General features: G+C 72.3%; 21 protein-coding genes. 11 read left to right on the top strand and 10 right to left on the bottom strand.

The window, feature by feature from the left end; genetic code table 11:
• Positions 1-8: 8 nt before the first annotated feature.
• Positions 9-650: a uridine kinase gene (locus AB0I18_RS17605; protein WP_363106384.1), complete on the bottom strand. Its 642-nt coding sequence runs from the start codon at positions 648-650 to the stop codon at positions 9-11.
• A 267-nt stretch (positions 651-917) separates the two neighbouring features.
• Here AB0I18_RS17605 and AB0I18_RS17600 point away from each other — a divergent pair, with 267 nt between their 5' ends.
• The 3 genes from AB0I18_RS17600 (at position 918) to AB0I18_RS17590 (ending at position 4,068) form a co-directional block, all read left to right on the top strand.
• The gene (locus tag AB0I18_RS17600) at positions 918-1,613 is read left to right on the top strand and encodes a DUF2293 domain-containing protein (RefSeq protein ID WP_363106383.1); all 696 of its coding nucleotides are present in this window, start codon (positions 918-920) and stop codon (positions 1,611-1,613) included.
• Between the two features lie 322 nt (positions 1,614-1,935).
• Positions 1,936-2,415 (top strand): anthrone oxygenase family protein, encoded by a 480-nt coding sequence (locus tag AB0I18_RS17595; RefSeq protein ID WP_363106382.1) that lies wholly within the window; start codon positions 1,936-1,938, stop codon positions 2,413-2,415.
• A 162-nt stretch (positions 2,416-2,577) separates the two neighbouring features.
• Positions 2,578-4,068, top strand: coding sequence for a glutamate synthase subunit beta (locus AB0I18_RS17590; protein WP_363106381.1), 1,491 nt, complete (start codon positions 2,578-2,580; stop codon positions 4,066-4,068).
• Between the two features lie 111 nt (positions 4,069-4,179).
• Here AB0I18_RS17590 and AB0I18_RS17585 read toward each other — a convergent pair whose 3' ends face one another.
• Positions 4,180-4,653 (bottom strand): carboxymuconolactone decarboxylase family protein, encoded by a 474-nt coding sequence (locus tag AB0I18_RS17585; protein WP_363106466.1) that lies wholly within the window; start codon positions 4,651-4,653, stop codon positions 4,180-4,182.
• Positions 4,654-4,751: 98 nt separating this feature from the next.
• On the opposite strand from AB0I18_RS17585, the gene AB0I18_RS17580 reads away from it, so the two are divergent.
• From AB0I18_RS17580 to AB0I18_RS17565, 4 genes are all read left to right on the top strand, one after another.
• Entirely contained in the window at positions 4,752-6,224 is a 1,473-nt protein-coding gene (locus AB0I18_RS17580) for a PLP-dependent aminotransferase family protein (RefSeq protein WP_363106380.1), read from the top strand.
• 438 nt (positions 6,225-6,662) lie between these two features.
• Positions 6,663-8,930: a PEP/pyruvate-binding domain-containing protein gene (locus AB0I18_RS17575; RefSeq protein WP_363106379.1), complete on the top strand. Its 2,268-nt coding sequence runs from the start codon at positions 6,663-6,665 to the stop codon at positions 8,928-8,930.
• The gene (locus AB0I18_RS17570; protein ID WP_363106378.1) at positions 8,927-9,862 is read left to right on the top strand and encodes a hypothetical protein; all 936 of its coding nucleotides are present in this window, start codon (positions 8,927-8,929) and stop codon (positions 9,860-9,862) included. The genes AB0I18_RS17575 and AB0I18_RS17570 overlap by 4 nt, the downstream gene beginning before the upstream one ends.
• 214 nt (positions 9,863-10,076) lie before the next feature.
• Positions 10,077-10,793 (top strand): dual specificity protein phosphatase family protein, encoded by a 717-nt coding sequence (locus AB0I18_RS17565; RefSeq protein ID WP_363106377.1) that lies wholly within the window; start codon positions 10,077-10,079, stop codon positions 10,791-10,793.
• Positions 10,794-10,890: 97 nt separating this feature from the next.
• On the opposite strand, the gene AB0I18_RS17560 is transcribed toward AB0I18_RS17565, so the two are convergent.
• Together AB0I18_RS17560 and AB0I18_RS17555 are read right to left on the bottom strand one after the other, a co-directional pair.
• The gene (locus AB0I18_RS17560; RefSeq protein WP_363106376.1) at positions 10,891-11,154 is read right to left on the bottom strand and encodes a DUF397 domain-containing protein; all 264 of its coding nucleotides are present in this window, start codon (positions 11,152-11,154) and stop codon (positions 10,891-10,893) included.
• Positions 11,155-12,015 (bottom strand): helix-turn-helix transcriptional regulator, encoded by an 861-nt coding sequence (locus tag AB0I18_RS17555; protein ID WP_363106375.1) that lies wholly within the window; start codon positions 12,013-12,015, stop codon positions 11,155-11,157. It lies immediately after the preceding gene.
• 179 nt (positions 12,016-12,194) lie between these two features.
• Between AB0I18_RS17555 and AB0I18_RS17550 the strand changes: the two genes are divergently transcribed.
• The 3 genes from AB0I18_RS17550 to AB0I18_RS17540 all read left to right on the top strand — a co-directional run bounded on the left by AB0I18_RS17550 (position 12,195) and on the right by AB0I18_RS17540 (position 15,540).
• On the top strand, positions 12,195-12,791 hold the full coding sequence (locus AB0I18_RS17550; RefSeq protein ID WP_363106374.1) for an ATP-binding protein: 597 nt from the start codon (positions 12,195-12,197) through the stop codon (positions 12,789-12,791).
• Between the two features lie 70 nt (positions 12,792-12,861).
• Positions 12,862-13,314, top strand: coding sequence for a hypothetical protein (locus AB0I18_RS17545; protein WP_363106373.1), 453 nt, complete (start codon positions 12,862-12,864; stop codon positions 13,312-13,314).
• A gap of 363 nt (positions 13,315-13,677) precedes the next feature.
• Positions 13,678-15,540 (top strand): ABC transporter ATP-binding protein, encoded by a 1,863-nt coding sequence (locus AB0I18_RS17540; protein ID WP_363106465.1) that lies wholly within the window; start codon positions 13,678-13,680, stop codon positions 15,538-15,540.
• Positions 15,541-15,604: 64 nt separating this feature from the next.
• Here AB0I18_RS17540 and AB0I18_RS17535 read toward each other — a convergent pair whose 3' ends face one another.
• The 3 genes from AB0I18_RS17535 to AB0I18_RS17525 all read right to left on the bottom strand — a co-directional run bounded on the left by AB0I18_RS17535 (position 15,605) and on the right by AB0I18_RS17525 (position 18,505).
• A complete protein-coding gene (locus AB0I18_RS17535; RefSeq protein ID WP_363106372.1) occupies positions 15,605-15,772 on the bottom strand; it encodes a hypothetical protein in 168 nt (55 codons plus the stop codon).
• A gap of 259 nt (positions 15,773-16,031) precedes the next feature.
• Positions 16,032-16,748 (bottom strand): DUF899 domain-containing protein, encoded by a 717-nt coding sequence (locus AB0I18_RS17530; RefSeq protein WP_363106371.1) that lies wholly within the window; start codon positions 16,746-16,748, stop codon positions 16,032-16,034.
• Positions 16,749-17,011: 263 nt separating this feature from the next.
• On the bottom strand, positions 17,012-18,505 hold the full coding sequence (locus AB0I18_RS17525) for an amidohydrolase (RefSeq protein ID WP_363106370.1): 1,494 nt from the start codon (positions 18,503-18,505) through the stop codon (positions 17,012-17,014).
• Between the two features lie 151 nt (positions 18,506-18,656).
• Between AB0I18_RS17525 and AB0I18_RS17520 the strand changes: the two genes are divergently transcribed.
• A complete protein-coding gene (locus AB0I18_RS17520; protein ID WP_363106369.1) occupies positions 18,657-19,613 on the top strand; it encodes an endonuclease/exonuclease/phosphatase family protein in 957 nt (318 codons plus the stop codon).
• 74 nt (positions 19,614-19,687) lie between these two features.
• On the opposite strand, the gene AB0I18_RS17515 is transcribed toward AB0I18_RS17520, so the two are convergent.
• From AB0I18_RS17515 to AB0I18_RS17505, 3 genes are all read right to left on the bottom strand, one after another.
• Positions 19,688-21,649, bottom strand: a complete 1,962-nt coding sequence (locus AB0I18_RS17515) for an FUSC family protein (RefSeq protein WP_363106368.1) — start codon at positions 21,647-21,649, stop codon at positions 19,688-19,690.
• A 221-nt stretch (positions 21,650-21,870) separates the two neighbouring features.
• Positions 21,871-22,674, bottom strand: a complete 804-nt coding sequence (locus AB0I18_RS17510) for a nucleotidyltransferase domain-containing protein (RefSeq protein WP_363106367.1) — start codon at positions 22,672-22,674, stop codon at positions 21,871-21,873.
• 119 nt (positions 22,675-22,793) lie between these two features.
• Positions 22,794-23,225, bottom strand: a complete 432-nt coding sequence (locus AB0I18_RS17505; RefSeq protein ID WP_363106366.1) for a hypothetical protein — start codon at positions 23,223-23,225, stop codon at positions 22,794-22,796.
• Positions 23,226-23,424 lie beyond the last annotated feature (199 nt).

Genomic DNA, 23,424 nt, shown 5'->3' with positions numbered 1-23,424 from the left:
CGCCGGGGTCAGCCGTTCCACGCCGGGTGGCGTGGGTCGTCCGCGCGGATCAGGATGTCGGCCGTGACGCCCGGGTCCGTCTCGCTCTCGTAGCGCTCGTAGGCGGGGAGCGTCCAGTGTTCGCTTTCGGAGGTGCGCCGGCGCAGGGCGCCCGGGGAGAGACGCAGGTGGACGGTGAGGTCGAACGGGAACCAGTGACGCAAGAGCAGTGGTCCGTGCAGTAACAGCAGGGTCCCGGGCGGGAGTTGGACGTACGGGCTGCGGGTGGCGCGGTCGGTGGCCGGGTCCCAGAGGTCGGGCAGGACACGGCCGTCGCCACCGGATTCCAGTGGGCCGAAGACCTCGCGCCACAGGGCTCCGGTGTCGAACCAGCCGTCGTAGTACGCCTCCACGTCCTGGTGGCCGTACTCGAACCGGAGGGAGGCGGGGCGCAGGAAGCCCTCCGCGCCGACGACGAGCGCGGATCGGCCGCGCGGGCGCAGGGCCTCGGCGACGCGTTCGGCGAGGTCGCCGGGGCGGGCGGCCGGGGCTCCGTCGAAGGCGATGCGCGGCCAAGGGCTGCCGTCGGCCGGCTTCAGGTCGAGCAGGCGCTCGGCGAGGAGGTCGCCGAGCCGTTCCCAGGTGATCGCTTCGAGTCGCACACGGCCCATGATGCCGCGCGGGCAGAGGCGACCGGCGTGCGCGTGGTCACGGTGGGGGCGAGGGCTTCTCGGAGGGGTTTCCCGGAGGGGTTTCGCTGGAGGGCTGCTCTGAAGGGCTTCCCGGATTCCGGAGAGCCAGGGCGGGTGAGGGGCGGGGCGAGGGGGTGGGGGCGGGGGCGGGGGGCGGGCCCCCAGAAGGAAGGCCAGATCCACGGCAATGAAGGAGCAACCAGCCAAGCCGCATACCCCCCGCCCCACCCCGGGAACGGAACCCCCATGGCGACCACGGCAACTCCCCCACCCCCCGGCGGCCTTCTCGTCATCCAGCCGCTCAAGAGGCGGCACTGCGCCGAGTGCCGGGGCGGGCCGCTCCCGTTGCTGGTGATGGAGGACGGGGCGGCGCGCTGTCTGGACTGTGCCGACCTCGGGCATCTGGTGTTTCTGCCGCGGGGCGACACCGCGTTGACGCGGAGGTCGCGGGAGGGGAGCGCGTTGTCGGTGGTGGTCGTGCGGTTCAACCGGCGGCGGAGTCGGTACGAACGGCAGGGGGTGCTGGTCGAGGAGGCGGCGCTCGCGCGGGCTGAGGAGCGGTGTCTGGCGGATGCGGAGGCGCGGCGGCGACGGCGGACTCGGGACGCACAGCGGCGAGCCGCGGAGGATGTGCGGTTCACGGATGCGTTCGCGGAGCGGATCCGGCGGCTGTTTCCCGGTTGCCCGGCCGATCGGGCGCGCGCGATCGCCGCGCACGCCTCGGTGCGGGGCAGTGGGCGCGTGGGCCGCAGCGCCGACGGGCGCGCTCTGTCGGAGGCCGCGGTGACGTCGGCGGTGCGCGCGGCGGTCCGGCACACGGACACTCCGTACGACCAGCTGCTGATGGGCGGGGTGCCGCGGCATGAGGCCCGGCGCCGGATCGCTCCGGTGGTCGAGGCGACGCTGCAGGGCTGGCGCGGGGCCGGGGCGATGCGGCCATGACCGTGCGCGTGTCAAGAGGTCCGCCGGACGCCTGGTGACCGTGACAAGAGGTCCGCCGGACGCCTGGCGGCCGTGGCAAGAGGCCTCTTCCGGGCTCCGGATGTCCGATCGAGGGCGCCCTGGTCGGATTCCGCCGCTGCCCCGAGACGCTGGAGCATGCACCCGAGTCGCTCGACGATGGTGACCCTCCTCGTACGACGGTTCACTTGTGGTCACAGAGAGTGCCGTGCAGGATTTCGGGTTCGGGGTCTTCCGGCCCGGCGGTTCTGGGAGCGGTGCGCGAGTTGTTGTTGGCGGGGACAGTGCTTACGCGGGAGTTGCCATGATCGAGGGACCGTACTTCGTACTTACGGTGCTGGGGGTGCTCGGGACCGGGCTGGTGGCCGGGGTCTTCTGCGCGTTCTCCACGTTTGTGATGAAGGGGATCGCCGCGTTGCCGCCCGCGCAGGGCGTCGCCGCGATGCAGGCGATCAACGTGACCGCGCTGCGGCCGCCGTTCATGATCGTGTTCGTGGGTTCCGCCGTGCTGTGCGCGGTTCTGGCGGTGGTGACCTTCGTGCTGTGGCCGGACGAGGGGACGGTGGAGTTGCTGCTGGGCAGCGCGCTGTATCTGTTCGGCTGTTTCGGGGTCACGATGGCCGCGAACGTTCCGCGCAACGACAAGCTCGACACGATGGAGCCCGGTACCGCGGAGGCCGCCACGTACTGGCCCTCGTACGTGAGTGAGTGGTCGACGTGGAATCACGTCCGCGGGGTCGCGTCGGCCGCCGGGGCGATCTCGTACGTGCTGGCGCTCACCTGAGGCTCGCCGACGACAGACGCCGGCCGTGCTCGCCCGAGGCGGGCGCGGCCGCGGCGTCGTATCGTGGCGGGAAGAGTCTGCCGATAGGCCCTGCCGGCCCGTCTTCCGAAGACGTGAGACGGAGTGCGGCGGGTCCCGTTCGCGTACGTGAGGGAGACGGCCATGGCCGATCCCAAGGGTTTCCTCAACGCCTCCCGCCAGGAGTGGCCGCGTCGCGCTGTGGAGGAGCGGGTCCGTGACTGGGACGAGGTGTATGTCCCCGGGGCGCTGCTGCCGATCATCCGCACGCAGGCCGACCGGTGCATGGACTGCGGCGTTCCGTTCTGTCATGAGGCCTGTCCGCTGGGGAATCTGATCCCCGACTGGAACGATCTGGTCTCCCGCGACGACTGGCGTACGGCGAGTGATCGCCTGCACGCGACGAACAACTTCCCCGAGTTCACCGGGCGGTTGTGTCCCGCACCGTGCGAGGCAGGTTGTGTGCTGGCGATCAACCAGCCCGCGGTCACCATCAAGAACGTGGAGGTCGCGATCGCCGACCGGGCGTTCGAGGAGGGGTTCGCGCCGCCGCGTCCGCCGGACCGGCTGTCCGGGCGGACGGTCGCGGTGATCGGCTCGGGCCCCACCGGCCTGGCGGCGGCGCAGCAGTTGACCCGGGCCGGGCACACCGTCGCGGTGTACGAGAAGGACGACCGGCTCGGCGGGCTGATGCGGTACGGGATCCCCGAGTTCAAGATGGAGAAGCGGCACCTGGAGCGGCGGCTCGCCCAAATGCGGGCGGAGGGAACCAAGTTCCGGACGTCGACCGTGGTCGGCCGGGACATCGGGGGCGCCGAGCTGCGGGCCCGTTACGACGCTGTCGTCCTCGCCGTCGGCGCCACTGATCGGCGTGAACTTCCGGTTCCGGGACGGGAGTTGAGCGGCATCCATCAGGCGATGGAGTATCTGCCATGGGCCAACCGGGTGTGTGAGGGGGATCTTGAGGTGTCCCCGCTGTCCGCCGCGGGCAGGCACGTCGTGATCGTCGGGGGCGGTGACACGGGAGCCGACTGTCTGGGGACGGCGGTGCGCGAGGGTGCGGCGTCCGTGACGCAGCTCGACATCTACGCGCAGCCGGGTCCGGAGCGCGACGAGGACACCGATCCGTGGCCGACGTACCCGAAGGTCTACCGGCTGTCGGCCGCGCACGAGGAGGCCCGCGACCTGGGTTCGGCTCCCGCCGCGGACGCGGACGCGCGGCTCTTCTCGGCGTCCACGCTCCGCTTCACCGGCGACGCGGACGGGCATGTCCGCGCGCTGCACCTGGTCGAGGTCGACGCCGAGCGCCGCCCGCGTCCCGGGACGGGCCGTTCGCTTCCCGCCGGCCTCGTCCTGCTCGCCCTCGGTTTCTCCGGCCCCGACCGCGGCGACGGTCTCGTCGACCAGCTCGGTCTCGCCCTGGATCCCCGTGGCACGATCACCCGCGACGCGGAGTTCGCGACGAACGTTCCCGGCGTGTACGTGGCGGGCGACGCCGCGCGCGGCCAGTCCCTCATCGTCTGGGCGATCGCGGAGGGCCGGGCGGTGGCAGCGGCGGTGGACCGCCACCTGACGGGCGGCGACTCACATCTGCCGGCACCGATCGGGCCGTACGACCGTCCGATGAGGGTGTGACCGTCCACCCGCCGTCCACTGACTGCCTGCAGCCGGACGCGTCAGGCCCGCATGCCGGCCCCCGTCAAGCCCGCGCGCGTCAAGCCCGCGCCCATCAGGCTCGCGTGCCTGTCAGGCCCGGGTGTCCGTCCCCGCTGCCTTCGCCGTCGACAGGGCGATCCGGTTCCATGTGTTGATCGCGAAGATCAGCGCCAGCACATGGGCCAGCTCCTGGTCGTCGAACTGTGTCGCGGCCCGGGCATAGACGTCGGCCGGGACACCGCCGTCCGCGACCAGGGTCACGGCCTCCGTCAGTGCGAGCGCCGCCCGCTCCTTCTCGGTGAAGAAGTGCGGGGCCTCGCGCCACACCGCGACCATGTGCAGCCGGTCCTCGCTCTCGCCCGCCTTTCGGGCGTCGTTGGTGTGCATGTGCAGGCAGTAGGCGCAGTGGTTGAGGTGCGAGGCGCGGATCTGGATCAGCTCGACGAGGGCCGGGTCGAGTCCGTCCCGGGCCGCGGCGTCGAAGCCGATGAGGGCGCGAAAGGCCTTCGGGGCGGACTTCGCGAAGTCGAGGCGAACGTTTTCGGCTACCCCGGCGCCGGTCATCGCATTTGCGGTGTTCGTCATGCTCGTCGCGTTCATCGTTTTCGTCGTCATAACCAAGAATCTACGGGCCGGAAAGACCCACGGTATGGTGCATTTCTATGGCGGATTCATGGGTCAATTCAGCGGAGCGCATCGGCGCCGACCTGTATCTGGAACTGTCGGGCCCGCCGGGCCCGCCGGCTCCGGGTGGCCGCCGTGCCGCCCTGATCGGTGCCCTCAGGGAGGCCGTCCGCAGCGGACGTCTCGCTCCGGGCACCCGCCTCCCGCCGTACCGCTCGCTCGCCGCCGACCTCGGTGTCGCCCGCAACACGGTCGCCGACGCGTATGCCGAACTCGTCGCCGAGGGCTGGCTGACCGCGCGCCAGGGCTCGGGCACCCGGGTCGCCGAGCGTGCCGAGCCGTTGGGTACCCACGCGCGCGTGCCGAAAGAGGCGCCTCCACGCGCGCGTGGACCGCGGTTCGATCTGCGGCAGGGCACGTCGGACGCGTCGTCGTTCCCGCGTGCCGCGTGGCTCGCCTCGTACCGGCGGGCGCTGAACGCCGCCCCCAACGAGGTCTTCGGGCCCGGAGATCCGGCGGGCCGGATCGAGCTGCGGCGGGCGCTCACCGAGTACCTGGCACGCGCACGTGGCGTCCGCACCGAGCCGGAGCGGATCGTGATCTGCTCGGGCTTCGCGCACGCCCTGCGGCTGCTCTTCACGAGCCAGGGCCAGGGACAACGCCAGGGACAAGGCCAGATCCGAGGCGGCGTGCTGCGCGGTCCGCTGGCCGTGGAGGCGTACGGCCTGGGCTTCCACCGTGAGTTGCTGGCGGCGGCGGGCGTACGGACCGTCCCGCTGCCTCTCGACGAGGACGGCGCCCAGGTCGACGGACTGGGCGGGGAGCGGGCCGTGCTGCTCACGCCCGCGCACCAGTTCCCGACGGGCGGACCACTGCATCCCGCACGGCGTGCCGCGGTGATCGGCTGGGCACGCGCGCGTGGCGGGGTGATTCTGGAGGACGACTACGACGGGGAGTTCCGCTACGACCGCAAGCCCGTCGGTGCCGTACAGGGCCTGGATCCGGAGCGGGTCATCCACATCGGGTCGGTCAGTAAGAGTCTGTCGCCCGCGCTGCGGCTGGGGTGGATGGTCCTTCCGGAGCGGTACGTCGCCGGGGTGCTGGCCGCGAAGGGCGAGCGGGAGGCGTGGGTGAGCGTGCTGGACCAGTTGGCGCTCGCGGATTTCGTCGTCTCGGGGTCGTACGACCGTCATGTGCGGCGGATGCGCCAGCGGTACCGGAGGCGGCGGGACCGGCTGGTCGCCGCGCTCGCCGAGCGGGCGCCGCACGTCGAGGTCACCGGGATCGCGGCCGGGCTCCACGCGGTGCTGCGGCTGCCGCCCGGCAGCGAGCGGTCCGCGGTGAAGGCCGCCGCGTGGCGGGGTCTCGCGCTGGACGGGCTCGCGGAGTTCCGGCACCCGGAGGCGGCCGGGCCCGCGCCGGACGGACTCGTCGTGGGGTATGCGACGCCTTCGGAGTTTGCGTACGGCGCGGCGCTGGACGCGTTGTGCGCGGTGCTGCCGCCCGGCTGAGCGTCGGGCGAGCGGAATTCCTGACTGGCTGAGCGGGTTTTCACAGGGTGAATGGCCGAATGTCGTTTTTCACTGACATGTACTACAACAGGGGGTGGGATCATTGATTCCAGGAGGCGTGTCGTTGTCACGACCGTGAGGCCGTGAGCGGCGGCGGCCCGCCCCCATCCTTCGTTCCGCCGTCAGGCGTAGGGCCACCCCCGCGCGTCCCCCCTGTTGGCGGTCGGTCCTGGAGGGTGCGCGATGACGACGATCGACGAGCGTTTCGAAGACGGTGCGCGAGACGGGGATGACCGGGGCTCGCGCCACGACGGCGGCGCGAGGCAAGGTCCGCGACGCGCTCCGGATGCGCTCCGTCCGCGCGGCGCTCCGGACGTTCCCCGAGCGCAAGATCCAGTTGATTCCCTGTTCCTCCGGGCCGCGTTCGAAGCGGTCCCGTTGAGCGATCCCCGGGCCGCGCACATCCCGTTCGCCGGTTCCAAGGCCGCGCATCTGGCACGGGCGGCGCGGGCCGGGCTGCCGGTGCTGCCGGGGTTCGTCGTGCCGCACAGCGAGAGCGCGGACGGTGCGTGGGCGGACGGTGATCGGGCGAACGGCGGCGAGTGGGCGGGTGCCGAGTCGGAAGGGCTTCGCCGTGCCTGGCAGGAGCTCTCCGACGGCGGCACGCGCCCACTCGTCGTACGTTCCTCCTCACCGCAGGAGGACACGCAGGAGTCGTCCCTGGCGGGCCAGTTCGCGTCCGTACTGGACGTGCGGGGCCTGCGTGAATTCCGTGCGGCCGTCCGGACCGTGCTCGACTCGGCGCACCGGGCCGACGGCTCGGTCGCGCCGATGGCCGTGCTGGTGCAGCCGATGCTCGCGGCCCGCGTCGGAGGGGTGCTGTTCGGCGCCGACCCCGTGGCGGGGCGGGCGGACCGGATGCTGGTGAGTGTGGTGCGGGGCGGGCCCGACTCGCTGGTCAGCGGTGCGCAGCCCGGCACCGACTACTGGCTGAGCCGCCGGGGACGGGTCCTGCGCACCGAGCCCGAGGATGCCGAACGGCTGCTCGGCGCCGCCGACCTGCGCCGGCTCGCGCGGCTGGCCCGGCAGACGCGCCGGATCTTCGGCGGGCCGCAGGACATCGAGTTCGGGTTCGACGGGGACGGGCGGCTGTGGCTGTTCCAGAGCCGGTCCATCACGGCGATGGCGGCGCGGCCCGCGCGCGGGGCGCGGCTGCTCGGTCCCGGGCCGGTGGCGGAGACGCTGCCGGATCAGCTGGAGCCGCTGGAAGAGGACCTGTGGGTGGCTCCCATGGCGCGCGGGCTCGCCGCGGCGCTCGACATCGGGGGCACCGCGCCGCGACGGCTGCTGCGTACGACCCCGGTCGTCAGGGCGATCGGCGGGCGGGCCGCGGCGGACCTGCGGCTGCTCGGCGCCGCGCCGCCTCCGCACCGGTGGCTGGCGCTGCTCAACCCGGCGCCCGGCGCCCGTCGGCTGGCCGCCGCCTGGCGGGTGGGCCGGCTGTCCACGGCGCTCCCCGGCCTGGCGGTGGACCTGGTCGCGGACATCGACCGCCGGCTCGCCGAAACGCCGCCCGTGAACCGGCTCGGCCGCCCGGACCTCGTCTCCACCCTGCGCTGGAGCCGGGTCACGCTGGTCTCCCTCCACGCCCAGGAGGCCCTCGCGGGCGCCCTGCTGCCCGAGCCCCGCACCACGGCCGCGCGAGCGGGCCTCACCGCCCTCGCGGAGGCCCGCGCTCTCGGCGTGCCGGATCAACGGGTGGTGGCGGCGGAGCCGGTGGTGCTGGCGTTGGTGACACCCGGCCTGAGCCGGGAGCTGAGGCTTCCGGGGTACGGGCCGGGCGGCGCGGACCGCGCCCCGGAAGCGGTCCCGGCCGACGCCCGCGCGTCCACGGTCATGGCGGCCCTCCCCGCCGCACCGACCTCCTTCACCTCCGCTTCCCTCTCAACTTCCACCTCCACCTCCACCTCCGCCGCCGCCCTCCCCACGCGTGAAGCCCTCCGCCTCCGTATCCGCTGGGTGCAGGAGCTCCAGGTGCGGCTCGTCCGGGAGGCGGCCCGGCGGCTGGTCGTACGAGGGGCCCTGGGCGACGTCTCGAAGGTCGGTCTGCTGCGCTGGCGGGAGCTCGTCGAGGCGCTCGAAGTCGGACGCCTCCCCGGGGACTTCGAGGAACGCCTGCCGCAAGCCGCGTCGGCACCCCTGCCCGACGCGTTCCGGCTCGCGGCGGGCGGCAAGGTCGTCGCCGAGCGGCCCGCAGGCAAGGGCGATGGCGGGAGCGTGGGGCGGGGTGTGTCCGCCGGGCGGGCCGCCGGTACGGCCTGGGACGGAACCGGGACCCGCCCGCCGAACCCCGTGCTCGTCGTCCGCACGCTCGATCCCGCGCTCGCCCAGCTCCTTCCGGGTCTCGCCGGACTCGTCGCGCAGACCGGCAGCCCGTTGTCCCATCTCGCCGTGCTGGCCCGGGAGTTCGGCCTGCCGGCCGTCGTCGGGGTCACGGATGCCGTACGCCGCTTCCCGCCGGGGTCCCGCCTCACGGTCGACGGCGCCACCGGCGACGTACACCTCGACCGCCCCGACCACCTGGACGGTGCCGCCGGCGAGGGCCGGCCCGACGGCCCCGACGGCGACGGACACGTACCCCGCGGACACCTGCCCGACGGCCACGTGCGTTCGCCCGCGAACGAGCCTCAGGGAGACCCGCGATGAGGCGCCTTGTCTACTTCTTCGGGGGTGTGGCGGCCACGGGAGCCGGTACGTACGTCGTCGTCTACCTGTACCGGTGGCAGTGGCAACGGGCCATCCTGTCCGGGGTGTTGCTGCTCGTCGTCGAGGTGATGCTCCTCGGGGTCGTGCTCGTGGGACGGCTCGCACGGATCGAGGAGCGGATGCGCGAGGCGGACCGGCGGCAGGAGGACATCCTGACGCGGTTGCGGGAGAAGGAGGCGCGGCCGGCCGGCGACCGGTTCCGCTGGCTGGACGACGAGCCGGCGAATCCGACGTACGTCTTCGTACCGGTTCTCATGATCACCGGTGTGCTGCTCTCCGGTCTCGCCTGGCTGGTCCAGCGGATCGCCTCGGTCACGGCCCGGCCTTCGGCGGAGCGGCGCCTCGCCGGGCGGCTCGCCGTCCTGGCCGCGCCCGACCCGGCCCGCGGCGCCGGACCGGACGCCCCGGACGGTTGGGAGGACCTGGAAGACCTGCCGCCGCTCGGCGCCCCGCGGCAGCGCGGCCGTACCGCACGCGTGCTCTCCGTGAGTGTCATCGCGACCGTGCTGCTCGGCGCGCTCGTCGTCGGGCTCGCCGACCTCACCCAGACCCGGGAGGAGAAGGCGGAGGACTCCAAGGCGACCTCCGTGCTCCTGCGCATCGACATGCGCGGCACGAACATGACCGCCGAGCGGGAGTCGCTCGCCGCGCACCAACTCTGGGAACGCTGCCGGGACTCGACGTCCGTCCCGCTGAACCGTGCCACACTCGGCGAGCTGGGCGACGGCCTCTTCGCGGGCGTGGTCCAGCCCGCGCTCACCGATCACGACCGCATGCGGCTGCGCGGCTGCCTGGAGGACACCGGCCTGGACCGTACGCACCTCACGGTGGTCGGCATCGGCGACGCGGACTCGGACACGGATGACGACTGAGGGCCGAGGGCCGAGGGCTGAGCGGGTCCGTGTGCAGGTCGCGGTCCGACAACCTCCGCCCCTTCATGCACACAGGTAACTCCTGTCCCGCTTTACGTGTCAGTAGTTGACATCATTAGCGGGTAAACTGCCCCATACGCACACAAGCCATCACCTCGGAGACCGGGGTTACGATGCCAAATGCGTTCCCCGTCCCCAAACCTCCGGGTCGTTCATGGCTGTCATCACCCCACCCTCCCCCTCACTCACCCCGCCCACCGGTCGTTCCCGCAGGCCCCTGCGCAGAACCGTCCTGCGGGCTCTCGGCATTCTCGGCCTCGGTTACCTGGCTCTCTGGGCGACCGGCGCGCTGGGCATCCTCGCGCTGTCGTTCTGGACCCGCGACCAGACCCCGGAGCCCGAGGGCACCCGTGCGGTGCAGGGGATTCATCACTTCCAGCCCGTGGACGCCGAGGGAGGACTGTGGCGCGGTGCCGCCCCCTCCCCCGCGGGCTACCGGGCACTGAACCAGCTCGGCTTCACCACGGTCGTCGACCTGCGCGCCGAGGACCTGAGTGCCTCCCAGCTCGCCACACCGAAGAAGGCCGGCCTCGACGTCGTGCGGATGCCCATCCGTGACGGACAGACTCCGACGCCCGACCAGGTGCGGCGTTTCCTCGATGTCGTCGGTGCGGCCCCGGGGCCGGTGTTCGTGCACTGCGGTGCGGGTGTGGGTCGTACGGGGACGCTGGCCGCGGCATATCTCGTACAGGACCGCCAGGAGTCGCCGTCGGAGGCGGTCCGCCGCAACCTCGCGGTCGGACCGCCGTCGATCGAGCAGATCTACTACGGGTTGAGCCTCGGCCGGGACCGTGCCGAGCAGCCGCCGTTCCCGGTGGTCGCCGTCAGCCGGCTCGTGGACGCGCCACGCCGCATGTGGTCCTGGCTCTGAACAGACTGGAACATCGGATTCCACTGCATCATCAACTGCATCAACAGAACGCCAAGTTAGAGAAGCAGGCTGAACAAGAAGAGGCCTGACGGCGGCCTCAGGAAAGCAGGAAGTCCGCCTCCCCCGCCTTGGCGCCCTGGATGAACGCGGTCATCTCACCAGGTGTGTAGATGAGGGCCGGGCCGTCCGGGTCCGCCGACTGGCGGACCGCGATGCGGCCGTCGGAAAGCTTCATCGCCTCCAGGCAGTTGCCTCCGTTACCGCCGCTCCACGGCTTGTGCCAGCCCTCACTGCCCAGCTCCCGTGCGGGCATGCCGTTGTAGATCCGCGCATGGCGTATCCGGGACTTGATGCGATCCATTCACAACTCCTTGCGGAGATCCCGGAGGATCTCCTTCGTGCGATGTGCCGTGGCGGCCTGCGCCGCCATGCGGTCCATGACCTCGAGATGAGTGGCCACCTCGGAGCGCGCGTCCAGGTAGACGGCGCCGGTCAGGTACTCGCTGTAGACCATGTCCGGGAGCTCCGGCATGGCAAAGCGGAACAGCACGAAGGGCCCGTACGTGCCGGCGTGCGGCCCCGAGGAGAACGGGGCGATCTGCAGCGTCACGTTGGGCAGCTTCGTGGCCCAGAGCAGCTTGTCGAGCTGGCCGCGCATGACCTCGCGGCCGCCCACGGGGCGGGCCACGGCGGTCTCGTCCATCACGGCCCAGAACCGGGGCGCGTCCTCGCGCGTCAGCAGCTCCTGGCGTTGCATGCGCAGCGCCACATGGCGCTCGATGTCCTCGGGTCTCGTCTGGCCGATGGCGCCGGATTCCATGACGCCACGCGCGTACTCCTCGGTCTGCAGCACTCCGGGCACGAAGTGGGGTTCGTACGAGCGGATCAGGGAGGCGGCGCCCTCCAGGCTCACGTACATCGAGAACCAGCCCGGCAGGATGTCGTGGAAGCGCTGCCACCAACCCGGCTGGTTCGCCTCCTCCGCGAGCGCCACGAAGGCCTCGGCCTCTTCGTCGGAGACCCCGTACGACTTCAGCAGGAGCTGGAGGTACGGGATTTTGAGCGTGACCTCGGCCGTCTCCATACGGCGGACGGTGGCAGCGGTGACGCGCAGGATGCGCGCCGCCTCCTCGCGCTTGAGCCCCGCACGCTCCCGCAGGTCGAGCAGGCGCCGTCCGAGGACGACCTGCCCGACCGTCGGCGCGGACCGCGGCTCGCTCACGTCCACCTCCAGATAGTCCTGACAGCCCGGGCGGCGCCCGTTCGAGTCCCCGAACGGGTACCCAACTGACGCCGCGCCACGTGCTGTTGCGAGCAGTGTGCCACGGCCCTCCCGTGAGGGAACACTGCACTCTGCAATTTTCAGAGTGACACTTGCCAAGTGTTCACGACGGGGAGATAGTGGCAAGCGTGATTCCGTCCGCGCCGTTAGGAACAGATGCTGCCGGGGACCGGTTCGGTCTCGGTGCCGCTGGGGCGTGCCCCAGTACGGCCGCCGACCGCCGGTTCCGCTTCGAGCTGGCCGCACACCCGGGCTCTGCCGCGCAGGCCCGGCATCTGACGCGTGCCCGGCTCTCGGGCTGGGCGGTCTGCGAGGACACCTGCGACACGGCGGAACTGGTCGTCTCCGAGCTGGTCACCAACGCCATCGTGCACACGGCGAGCCGGCATGTCGTGTGCGAGCTGCGCGACGGCGAGGACCTGGTGCGGATAGCCGTCCGTGACGAGGGGTGTGCACCGGGTGAGCCCCACCCGTCGCCACAGCGCCCCGAGGAGGAGCACGGGAGGGGACTGCTCCTCGTAGCGGCGGTGTGCACTGCCTGGGGCGCCCAGGAAACCGGTCCCGGCCTGCTGGTCTGGGCGGATCTGCCGCGCTCGGCGAACAACGGCGCCGAGCCGCGGTCGGACCTGGGCTGGGGTGCGAGGAGCCGGCCGGCCCCAGTCGGCTCCTCGCATGCTCGGGCGCAGACTCCGGCGGCCGGGCTCGAGTGGTTCTGACGATGCTGACCTGAATCGTTCCAGCCGGTGTGCGGCTGGTTTTCGACAACGTGAGAACGGACGGGGCTGAATGGGTGTGAGGGCTACGTCGGCCGGTGCGTCAGGGGTGCTGAACCTGGACACCCTGATCCGCCTGGAGCGCGGACGGCGATCATCCGGCGCCGGACCCTCGCGGCGGCTGACCGTGCCGGAGGGCATGCGGGAGCCGCTCGGCTGCGACGCGGTGGCGATGCCCGCGGGACTCGGACCGCTGCTGATGCCCCGCCTGCCGCGGGTGGGCTGTGTGTATGCCGACAGCACCCACTGGTGGTGGCTCGTACCCTCCGACTCCGACGTCGCCCTGGAGTGGCCGGCGCCCGCGCACTACGCCACCGGCGCGCTCGCCCCCGCCTCGCCCCGCCTCCCCGGACTCATCCACCACCCGGGCGGCACGCTTCCGTACACTCCGCCGATTCCCCTCTATCTGGCCCTGTGCCGGGTGACGGGGACGGCACCGGCCTGGTCCCGGTCGGTCAGCGCCTGAGCCGTATGCCCTTGGGCTGCGCCTGGCCTGCATGGCCTGCATGGGCAGCTCTTGACCTGCGTGGCCTTGCACAAGCGCCCGGGCGTGCTCCGGTTGCGCCGTGGCCGACCCGGCGCGCGCCCTGCCCGCCGGCGTCGGGCGCCGCGATAGTGGCCGTTCGGCCACTATCGGGGGAGGTCATCTGTGGGACCGGCGGCATCGGCGGGACCGACTGATTCAGCTGGATCGAAGAAGTCGACGGAATCAACTGAACCGACTGAATCGGCTGAGTCGGCTCAATCGGCGAGGAAGAAGCGCGGTGCGGGCAAGCCCGAGCCGACCGAGTCGGAACGGCTGCTGTTCGGCGGCCCGTTGCGCTACGACATGGGCTGGTCCCAGCATTCCGACGCTTTCCTGGAGTTGAACTTCCGCGCCATGGTGACGCGGCTGCCCGCGCTGCTCGCGTCCAGCTTCCGGCTCGCCTGGCAGGCGGACCGCCGGGCCGCGCGGACCGTGCTGGTCGCCGAGGTGGCCCGTGGTCTGGCGCAGGCGGTCAGCCTGCTGGCAGTCAACAGCGTCCTGGGGCGCCTGATGACCAGCGGCCCGGTCGAGGACCGGCTGCGCGGCGCGGTGCCCGCGCTCGTCACGATCGCCGTCGTGATGCTGCTCGCCGCGCTGCTGCGGGCCGCCTCGACGTACGCCACGGGCCGTCTCGAACCGAAGGTGGAGCGCGTCGCGACGGAGCTGTATCTGGAGCGGGCGGCGGCGGTCGAGTTGTCCGCGATCGAGGACGACGCCTTCCACAAGCTGCTCGACACGGCGCAGTACGGCGCCTCGTCCGCCCGGCGCATGATCGGGATCGCCACCCGCGTGGTGAACGCGATGATCTCGCTGATCGCGGCGGCCGGCGTCCTGACGGTGCTGCACGCGGCGCTGCTGCCGCTGCTGGTGACGATGACGCTGCCGCGCGCGTGGAGCGCGCTGACCATCGCCCGGCGCCGCTACGCGTCGTGGCACGCCTGGGTGCAGCACGCCCGGGCCGGCCGGCTGATCAGCGGCCTGCTCACCGAGCCCGCCGCGGCGCCGGAGATCCGCGTCCACGGCGTCGGCCCCTTCCTGCTGCGCCACTTCCGCGCGATGTCGGAGTCCGCCGAGGCGGAACAGGCCCGCCTCGCCCGCCTGGAGGCCAGGACCGGTCTGATCGCCGCCGCCTGGACCGGTCTGGCCACCGTGGCGACGTACGCGACACTCGGCGGGCTGCTCCTCGCCGGTGCGATGGCGCTGTCCGTGGCGGGCACGGCGGTGATCGCGATCCGTACGGGCTCCGCGAACCTCGACACGCTCGTCCTGGAGGTCAACACCCTCCACGAGGAAGCCCTGTTCGTCGGGGATCTGCAACGCCTCTACGTAGAGGCGGCCGAGCGCGCCATCCCGGTCGGCGGCGAGCCGCTGCCCGAGGAGCCTCGCGAGATCCGCTTCGAGAACGTCACGTTCAGCTATCCGGGCAGCGCCGCCAGGCCCGCTCTGTCGAACCTGACGCTCAGCGTGCCGCTCGGCAAGATCGTGGCGCTCGTCGGCGAGAACGGTTCGGGCAAGACCACCCTGGTCAAGCTGTTGTCGGGGCTGTACGCACCGCAGCGCGGCCGGATCATGTGGGACGACGTCGACGCGGCGACCGCCGACCGGCACCAACTCGCCGAGCGCATCGCGATGGTGGCGCAGGATTTCAAGCGGTGGCCGTTCACGGCCCGGGTGAACGTCGCGATCGGCCGGACGTCCGCGCCGCTCACCGACGACAGACTCGACGAGTCCGTGGCCGAGGCCGGCGCCGAGGACGTCGTGGCCGATCTGCCGCGCGGGCTCGACACGCTGCTGGCCCGGATGTTCAGTGGCGGCCACGAGTTGTCGGGCGGCCAGTGGCAGCGGCTCGGCATCGCGCGGGCGGCGTACCGGCGGGGCGCGATCCTGGTCGTCGACGAGCCGACGGCGGCCCTCGACGCCCGCGCCGAACTGGAGGTCTTCGAGAAGATCCGGGCCCTGGCGGGCACCGGTCAGACGGTCATCCTCATCACGCACCGCCTCGCGTCGGTGCGCCACGCCGACCTGGTGCACGTCCTCGACCAGGGCCGGCTCGTGGAGTCCGGCACTCCGGACGAACTCCTCTCCACGGGTGGCGTCTACGCCGAGCTGTACTCGCTCCAGGCGGAGCAGTTCACCGTGAAGATCCCGGCGCCCAAGGCGGGGTGAGGCCCACCGGGCGGTCCGAGAGCGCCGAGGGAACCGCCGCGGGAGCCCAGGAGGCTCGTACGGCTCACTCGGTGAGGTCCCGCACGATCACCAGGAAGGCGTCCGAGGTCAGGTCCATCACGACCTCCGCGTGCTGCCCCTGCTGGCGGCACGCCTGCGCGAACTCCTCCGCCGGCCACGAACCGCGCGGTCCACCGGCGGGAAAGCGCTCAAGCACCATTCGCCCGTTCACCCTGTACCTCCATGTCCTGCCACTCTTCGAGAGAGCCCTTGAAGAGTTAAACGCCAATCATGGGGTGAACGTCTCGCGAAGTGACGTTACTGAGACGTAGTCGACACTTGGCCATAACGAAGTGTGAAACCCTTCTCGGGTCGTTTCCGGCCGTGGTGAGGCGATCGTTCCGGCTTTTGAGGCGCCCGTTCCGGCTTTCGTGAAGCCGCCGTTCCGGCTTTCGTGAAGCCGCCGTTCCGGCTTTTCCGCGGCGGTCCGCTCAGTCCTCGTACTCGTCGTGGTAGCGGATGCGCCCACTTCCGGCGGGCGCCCCCAACGCCGACGCGCGCCCCTCGGGCTTCTCCCACTCCTCCTGCCGTCCCAGGGCCGTGAGGTCCAGGAAGCTGGTGGTGGAGCCCAGTCCGTCGAGTCCTCGCTCGTACGTCGAGTACGTGTGGAAGATCCGCTCGCGGTCCCGCAGGAAGCAGCTCACCCCCGGCCGCTCGTAGAACTCGTCGTCCTCGTCGCCCCCTTCGCCTTCACCTTCGCCTTCGAGTGTCACCTGGAAGTCGTGGTTGAAGTCGCTTTCGTACGACGAATACCAGGGCACGGTCCATCCCATGCGTGCTTTGAAAGGCAGGATTTTCGTGTACGGCGCACGGGAAACCGCCGCGAACTCGGTGCCACGCGCGCGCAGATGCGCGAGATGCCCTATCTGGTCGAGGAACGCCGAGCAGCTGCGGCAGCCCGCGTCCCACTCGGGCGCGAACATGAAGTGGTAGACGACGAGTTGGTCCCGTCCGGCGAAGAGGTCGAGCAGCGTCGCCTTGCCGTCCCCGCCCTCGAAGACGTACTCCTTGCCGATCTCGACCATCGGCAGCCGCCGCCGCTCGGCGTTCAGCGCGTCCCGCGCACGGGTCGCGGCCTTCTCCCTGACCAGCAGTTCCTCGCGCGCGGCCCGCCACTCCTCGCGCGAGACGATCTGCGGAAGCGTCATTGTCCCGTCCTCTCCTCCGGCTCCGGTTCCGGCTCCGGTGCGGTGCCTTCTCTGAGGTGGACCGGAGGGCGGAGCGGAACTCATCGGTGGGGCGCGGGATTTCTGAGCGGGTCCGGCGAAGTCCGGTGCGGTACCGCACCCCGACAGGGGCGCGGGGCTGTGTCGACGTGCGGCTCCGCCGCGGGCGCGACCAGCCCCCACCGGCCCGCACTCACGGCGGAGCCGCACGTCGACACCGCATCACCGTTCCTCCAGCGGAGCGCTCACGTGTCGTAGTCCTGGATCTTCCTGCCGTGGCTCCGGTCGATCAGGGCGGGCATCCGCTCGTTCAACTCCCGTACGGTTCCCGGCACGTCGAGTGTCAGCAGCTCGCGGTCGCACATGAGGACACGCCCGTCGACGATCGTCGTGCGTACGTCACTGGAGCGGGCACTGTGCACGAGGGTCGCCGCGAGGTCGTGCACGGGCTGGGTGTGCGGGCCGGTCAGGTCGACGAGGACGATGTCGGCCCGCCGCCCCGGCGCGAGGCTGCCGATCTGCTCGCCGAGTCCGACGGCCCGCGCGCTCTGGAGTGTCGCGTGGTGCAGGGCTTGACGGGATGTCAGCCATCGCGGGTCGCCTTCGGTGGACTTCTGGACGAGTGCGGTGAGAGCCATGGAGTCCCACACGTCCAGGGAGTTGTTGGAGGCGGCGCCGTCCGTGGCGAGCCCTACGGAGATGCCGAGTTCCCGTAGCGCGCGTACCGGAGTGGTGGTGGGCCAGGCGAACTTGAGGTAGCCCCGGGGCGCGCTGGCCACGCCGATCCGGCCGGTGGCGCGGGCGAGTACGGGCAGGTCGCGCTCCATGATGCCGGTGCCGTGCGCGATGAGCACGTCGGTGTCGAGGAGGCCGGTGTCCGCGAGGATCTCGATGGGCGTACGGCCGTGGCGGGCGAGGCTGGTGTCGGCCTGGTCGCGGTTCTCGGAGGCGTGGATGTGCACGAGCAGGCCGTGTTCGCGGGCGAGTCGGGCGGTCGCGGCGAGGTCGGCGTCGTCGACGGTGTAGGGCGCGTGCGGGGCGAGCGAGGTGGTGATGCGGCCGTCGGCGGTGTCGCGGTGCCGGAGAGCGAAGTCGAGCGATTGCTCGCGCCCCTCGGCGCCCTGCGAGGAGAAGAAGGCCTGCCCGAGGTTGGCGCGCAGCCCGCTCTCGGCCGTCACCGCGGCGACCGTGTCCATCGAGAAGTAGTGGTCCGCGAAGCAGGTGACCCCGCCCCGGATCATCTCGGCGCAGGCGAGCCGCGCGCCCAACTCCACGTCCTTCTCGGCGAGGTTGGACTCGATGGGCCAGATGACGTCGTTGAACCACTCCTCGACGGGGAGGTCCTCGGCGATACCGCGCAGGGTCACCATCGGGGCGTGCGTATGGCAGTTGACGAGGCCGGGCATCGCGAGTTGGCCGTGGGCGTCGATGCGCTCGGCCGCGGGGAGGTCGCGTGCCTCGGGCCGGGTGGTGACCGTCTCGATGCGCCCGTCCCGTACGACGATGGTGGCGTCCTCGATGAAGTCGATCCGCTCATGATCGTCGTGCACGAGTGCGGTGCATCGGGTGATGATGAGATCGGCCGGGGTGTTCGCGGCGGACGAGGGCTCCGGCGGGATACCGGTCGGCGAGGTGTCGGCCTGCGCGGCACCGGCCGACGGGATGTTGGCCGACGAGGTGTTGGCCGACGAGGTGTTGGCCTTCGCGTCCAATGAAGGCTCGGGCTCGGGCGAGGTCATCACGCCACGGTACGACGGCATCGTGCCGTCGGGTGACGTGAACCGCGCATCCGGTCCCGGCCCTGTCGCCGCCCCCGTTTCGCGCGCACGCTGGCCCCACCATCCGACCGGCGGCGCCCCCTGGGCGAACGCTCCCTGGAAGGAGCCCGGCATGCTCCTCGGCACCTGGAACCTGGAGAACCTGTACCGGCCCGGCGGCCCCTTCGGCCCGCGCACCGAGGCCGCGTACAAGGCGAAGCTCACCGCCCTGGCCTCGGTCATCACGGAACTCGACCCGACGCTGCTCGGCGTGCAGGAGGTCGGCGACCGGGACGCGCTGGAGGAGCTGGCCGGGATGCTCGACGGCGACTGGCACATCGCGCTGTCGGAGCATCCGGACAGCCGCGGCATCAGGGTCGGCTTCCTCAGCCGTTCCGAGCCGCGGACGCTCACCGACACGAACACCTTCCCCGCGCCGCTGCGGCCCGTGCAGGGCGACGACGACGGTGAGCCGGTGCCCCGGACGGGACGCGGCTTCCTGGCGGTGGAGATCGTCAGCGGGGCCACGACTTTGACGGTGGCGGTCTGTCATCTGAAGTCGAAGCTGCTGACCTACCCGGGCGGCCGGTTCCAGCCGCGGAACGAGGGCGAGCGGGCCCGCTACGGCGCGTACGCCCTGTACCGGCGGGCCGCCGAGGCCGCCACCCTGCGTGCCGTCGCCGACGATCTCCTCGACGGCCGGGGCAAGGAGCGGAACGTGGCCGTGCTCGGCGATCTCAACGACGAGGTCGCGGCCGCCACGACGCAGATCCTGCAGGGTCCGCCCGGTTCCGAGATCGGCACGCCCGGCTTCGAGCGGCCCGACAGGGGCGACGCGGCACGGCTCTGGAACATCGCGCCGCTCATCCCGGAGGAGCAGCGTTTCTCCCGCGTCCACTCCGGGCGTCCCGAGCTGATCGACCACATACTCGTCAGCCGTCTGCTGCTCGACCGGGTGACCGCGGCGGGCACGGGGGTGCCCGCGCCGGCCCGGCAGACTCCGCTGCCGTCGGTCGACGAGGACCCGGGGAAGCGGCGGGACGCGGCGGGGTCGGACCACGCTCCGGTGTGGGCACGAATACAGCCGTGAAGCCATGAAGTCGTGAAGTCGTGAAGTCGTGATCATCAGAAGCTCTTGGAGGCCGGGACCCACAGAGCCCGGAGCTAGGCCGTGAGGAGGTCCCCCGGCCCTCTGCCCTCCCCGAGGCCCGCGCGCTCGCCCTGCTCCACGAGTTCGTCCAGGAGCGTGGCGAGGCGTTCGGTGTGGCGTGGGGTGAGCCGTCCCGTGTCGTCGAGGTGGACGGCGCAGGCGGTGGTGGTGTCCACGAGGCGTTCGAGCGTGGCGGCGAACTCGTCGGTGCCCTCGGTGTGCCGGGCCAGGGTGGGGAGTTCGGCGGCGGCCCGCTCGATCGCGGCACGCGCCTCGGCCAGTGTCCGGTAGGCCTCGCGGCGCAGCGCCCAGCGCGCCGCCCGGTCGTCCGCGCCGCTCAGTACGTGGGTGAGGTACGCGTGCGCCGCGTCCGATGCCCGCGCCAGGCGCGCCCGTACGTTCCCGCCGCGCCGCCCGGGCGCCGGCAGGTGCCCGCCGATCAGCACGATCGCGCAGGCCAGCAGGGTCTCGCCGATGCGGCTCCAGGAGGCCTGCGGTTCGCCGCCCACCATGACGAGGGAGAGTACGAGGACGGTGACGACGGCGGTCTGGGCGGCGAAGTGCCGGGTGGCCACGGGGATCAGCGCGCCGCTGATCGCCACGACCGCCACGAGTCCTCCCGGTTCGGGCAGGAGGGCCGCGAGCCCGGCGAAGAGGACGGCGCCGAAGACGGTGCCCGCCGCCCGGTTCAGTACGCGCGAGACGAGCGGCCCGAGATCCGGTTTCACCAGGAAGACGGCGGTGGCCGGCAGCCAGTACCAGTGCACGTGGTGCAGTGCCTGCGCGACGGCCGCGCTGGCACCGAAGCAGAGGGCGACCCGAAAGCCGTACTCGCGTCCGCCCGCGCCGGTGACGGTGCGCAGGAGCGCCTTGCCGCTGACGGTGCGGGCGTGCAGGCCCTGCTGCTGGGTCTGCTGGGCGGCGTGGTTGAGGGGATTGGGGTGCTCGGTGCCGTGGGAGGCGGCAACGCCCTTGCCCGCCGTGTCCTGTGTGTTCTGCTTCCTGCCGCCCCGGTCGAAGGCCTCGGCCGCGTGCAGCAGCGCGTCGTCGAGGGCCCGCAGCCCGGCCACGGACCGGGCGGGCGCGGGCAGCGGCCCGCACGGCTCCCCCGTACGGACGGAGACGGCGAGCCGTCGCGGCCCCTCCGCCGTACGCGCGGGCAACGCCTCCCCCGCCCAGGCCAGCGCGGTCGCGGCCTCGGCGAGCGGCAGCGCGGCGGCGTACTGCGCCCGCAGTCGCCGCTCGGCCGCGGAACTGGCGTACCGCCGCAGCCGCGGCCCCGCGAGCGCGTCCTGGGCGTGATCGAGCGCGGCGGTCAGCGCGGCCCGCCGGGCTCCGGCCTCGGGCCCGCCGACGGCGGCGAGCAACGCGGCGACGGCGTCATAGACGGCGCTGACGGCGATGCGCTCCCCGTCGAACCGGAAGTCGTTCGCCAGGGACCCCGCCCCGGGCGTGGGCAGCGCCAGCCGCAGCGCGATCAGCCAGCCGGCGCCGGCCAGGAAGAACAGCGCCCGCTGCCACCCCGGCTCGGGCAGCGGCATGCCGGCTCCGATGGCCGCCGCGACGAGCAGTTGCGTTCCGGCGCCCGAGGCCACGGGCCCCACCGCGCTCACGGCCCCGGCGACCAGCCCGAGCCCGGTCAGTATCAACGTGAGGGGCACGGCTCCGAGCTGCTGCCCCGCGTACGTCCCGACGACCAGCCCCGCGGCCCCGGCCAGCCCGGGCAAACCGAGCCGGTGCACAGCGGCCCGCCGGCTCCCGGGCCGGTCGTTGATCCCGGCGAGCATGGCTCCGAGCGCGGCCACCACTCCGAGGGACTCCCGCCCGGCGAGGACGGCCGCGAGCAGCAGGGGCCCGGCGGCCAGCGCCCCCCGCACGACGGCATTCCAGGGCACGGGCCCTCTTTGCGTACGCAGCGCGTGAGCAAGCCAGAGCGGCAGAACAGCGGAGAGGGAGACGGAGAACGGGCGCGGCACGGGACTCCTGTCGTGACGAGGGCGGGGGTCTGCCTTCGGGCGACGTCGGCCTGGGCGGTGGTGTCCACGGTAGGGCGGGTTCCTGGAGGGATTGGGGCGTATGTATTTCCGCGAGGTGACGATCGGCGCGATGGCCGCGTTCTTTATGTACGCAATCGGGAGCGGGGCGGTCGGCCGGCCGGCCGGCCGCGGAGTACGGCCTGCTCGTGCTCCGCGAAGGGTTACTCGTGCTCCGCGAAGGGTTCGGTGATGTCGGCTTCAATCGCCGTAAGGGACGCCTCGAAGAGCCCCTCGGCGTCGCCGACCGCGCGGGTCAGGTCCGCCGAATCCTGGCGCAGATCCCCGATGATGTCGTCGACCCCGCGCAACCCCGCCCGCTCCAGCAGCCGCTTCTCGTTCGTCACCCACTCCCCCCGCGCCGCCAGCACCGCGTGCCCGGCCTGCATCGCGGCCGTCGCGATGGCGCCCGCGACCTCCGTGCGGCGGCCGTGCGGGGCGTGGTTGGTCCGGGCGTAGGCGAGGGTCATGCGGGCGGTTCCGTGCCAGCGGTCGCGGGCGGTGCGGCGGAGTTCGGCCGGGTAGGTCGCGGGGCGGGGCAGCGTGCCGCGCAGGACCTCGTTGACGGCCAGTTCCGCGACCACCAAGTAGCTGGGGATTCCCGCGAGATGGAAGAGGAGGGGCTCAGTGTGGAAGCGGCCCTCCGCCGCCTCCGCCAGCTCGTGTTCGACCACGTCGAGGTCGCGGTAGTGGACGTCGACGCGGCGGCCGTCGATCGTGAGCCACGCGCCGCCGTTGAAGACACCGCCGCCCCAGGCGCCGATCTCGGAGACCTCGCCCTCCCAGCCGACGGCGCGGAGAGCGGCGGGGGTGAAGTCGCCGCCGCGGTAGTAGACGGCCAGGTCCCAGTCACTGTCGGGGGTGTGGGTGCCCTGGGCACGGGAGCCGCCGAGGGCTACCGCCCGGACGGCCGGGAGGGCGGCCAGGCGGTCGGCGACGGCGTCGAGGAAGGGCGAGTCGTCGTTCATGGGGATTCGGTCACTCCGGCATGGGGATTCAGTCACTCTCCGGGGCGCTCACTGCGGTCGTTCCGGGCCTCACGCCCGTCCTTCCTTGCTTGCACCAGAGAGGCTCGTCAGGTGGCCCGTCACCCGCGGCGCGGAGGCTGCCCGATCGTCAGGGCGCCGACCGTGTACGTCTGGACCACGGTGCTGTTCTGCACGCTGCCGCTGACGGTGTTGTGAAGGGTGCCCGGTGCGGAGGCGATCGACGGCTGGGCCAACTCGTCGAGCAGGGCTCGGAGTTCGGCGGCCGCCTCGGGGTCGTCGCGGAGCGTGCGCCGGAGACGGCTGCGCCAGGACGCCTGTACGTCGGCCGCGGCCTCCTCGTCCTCGCCGTCCCGCGCGGCGACGAGATCGGCCCGCGATTCCTCCAGCTCGGCCACGACGACGTCTTCGTCCCGCCCCCGTGAGAAGAGGGCGCCGACGCGATCCCGTACGCTCCCCCACCCGTCGGTCACCATCTGCTGTACGAGCGCCGTCGCCCCCGCCGCCGCCAGCGCCGTCAACTCCGCGTCCATCGAGCCCCCTTCGTCGATGTTCCGGGTATCCACGTTAGCCGGAGGGACCGACAACGCTCAGAGACGTTCCGGCCCTGTACGCAAAATCAGGCGGGCGCCGCGCCGGGCGGCGCGGCGCCCCGCCCGGGGCCGCACGGGCAGCCCCCCACCCCCGCCCGCCCCGGCGCGCGAGGGGAAGAGCGGGGGGGGGGGCAAGAGG

This window comes from Streptomyces sp. NPDC050704 (assembly GCF_040654355.1).
In the GTDB taxonomy this organism is placed as follows: domain Bacteria; phylum Actinomycetota; class Actinomycetes; order Streptomycetales; family Streptomycetaceae; genus Streptomyces.
Note: the sequence above shows the minus strand (reverse complement) of the source record. Positions and strands in the feature narration are given on the sequence as shown.

Excerpts from the sequence above, each read along its gene's own strand:
- AB0I18_RS17505 (WP_363106366.1), bottom strand. The coding sequence starts at position 23,225 with ATGGACGCGGAGTTGACGGCGCTGGCGGCGGCGGGGGCGACGGCGCTC.
- AB0I18_RS17520 (WP_363106369.1), top strand. The coding sequence starts at position 18,657 with ATGCTCCTCGGCACCTGGAACCTGGAGAACCTGTACCGGCCCGGCGGC.
- AB0I18_RS17585 (WP_363106466.1), bottom strand. The coding sequence starts at position 4,653 with ATGACCGGCGCCGGGGTAGCCGAAAACGTTCGCCTCGACTTCGCGAAG.
- AB0I18_RS17560 (WP_363106376.1), bottom strand. The coding sequence starts at position 11,154 with ATGGATCGCATCAAGTCCCGGATACGCCATGCGCGGATCTACAACGGC.
- AB0I18_RS17565 (WP_363106377.1), top strand. The coding sequence starts at position 10,077 with ATGGCTGTCATCACCCCACCCTCCCCCTCACTCACCCCGCCCACCGGT.
- AB0I18_RS17530 (WP_363106371.1), bottom strand. The coding sequence starts at position 16,748 with ATGACGCTTCCGCAGATCGTCTCGCGCGAGGAGTGGCGGGCCGCGCGC.
- AB0I18_RS17540 (WP_363106465.1), top strand. The coding sequence starts at position 13,678 with ATGGGCTGGTCCCAGCATTCCGACGCTTTCCTGGAGTTGAACTTCCGC.
- AB0I18_RS17525 (WP_363106370.1), bottom strand. The coding sequence starts at position 18,505 with ATGACCTCGCCCGAGCCCGAGCCTTCATTGGACGCGAAGGCCAACACC.
- AB0I18_RS17510 (WP_363106367.1), bottom strand. The coding sequence starts at position 22,674 with ATGAACGACGACTCGCCCTTCCTCGACGCCGTCGCCGACCGCCTGGCC.
- AB0I18_RS17600 (WP_363106383.1), top strand. The coding sequence starts at position 918 with ATGGCGACCACGGCAACTCCCCCACCCCCCGGCGGCCTTCTCGTCATC.
- AB0I18_RS17605 (WP_363106384.1), bottom strand. The coding sequence starts at position 650 with ATGGGCCGTGTGCGACTCGAAGCGATCACCTGGGAACGGCTCGGCGAC.
- AB0I18_RS17570 (WP_363106378.1), top strand. The coding sequence starts at position 8,927 with ATGAGGCGCCTTGTCTACTTCTTCGGGGGTGTGGCGGCCACGGGAGCC.
- AB0I18_RS17545 (WP_363106373.1), top strand. The coding sequence starts at position 12,862 with ATGGGTGTGAGGGCTACGTCGGCCGGTGCGTCAGGGGTGCTGAACCTG.
- AB0I18_RS17580 (WP_363106380.1), top strand. The coding sequence starts at position 4,752 with ATGGCGGATTCATGGGTCAATTCAGCGGAGCGCATCGGCGCCGACCTG.
- AB0I18_RS17595 (WP_363106382.1), top strand. The coding sequence starts at position 1,936 with ATGATCGAGGGACCGTACTTCGTACTTACGGTGCTGGGGGTGCTCGGG.
- AB0I18_RS17590 (WP_363106381.1), top strand. The coding sequence starts at position 2,578 with ATGGCCGATCCCAAGGGTTTCCTCAACGCCTCCCGCCAGGAGTGGCCG.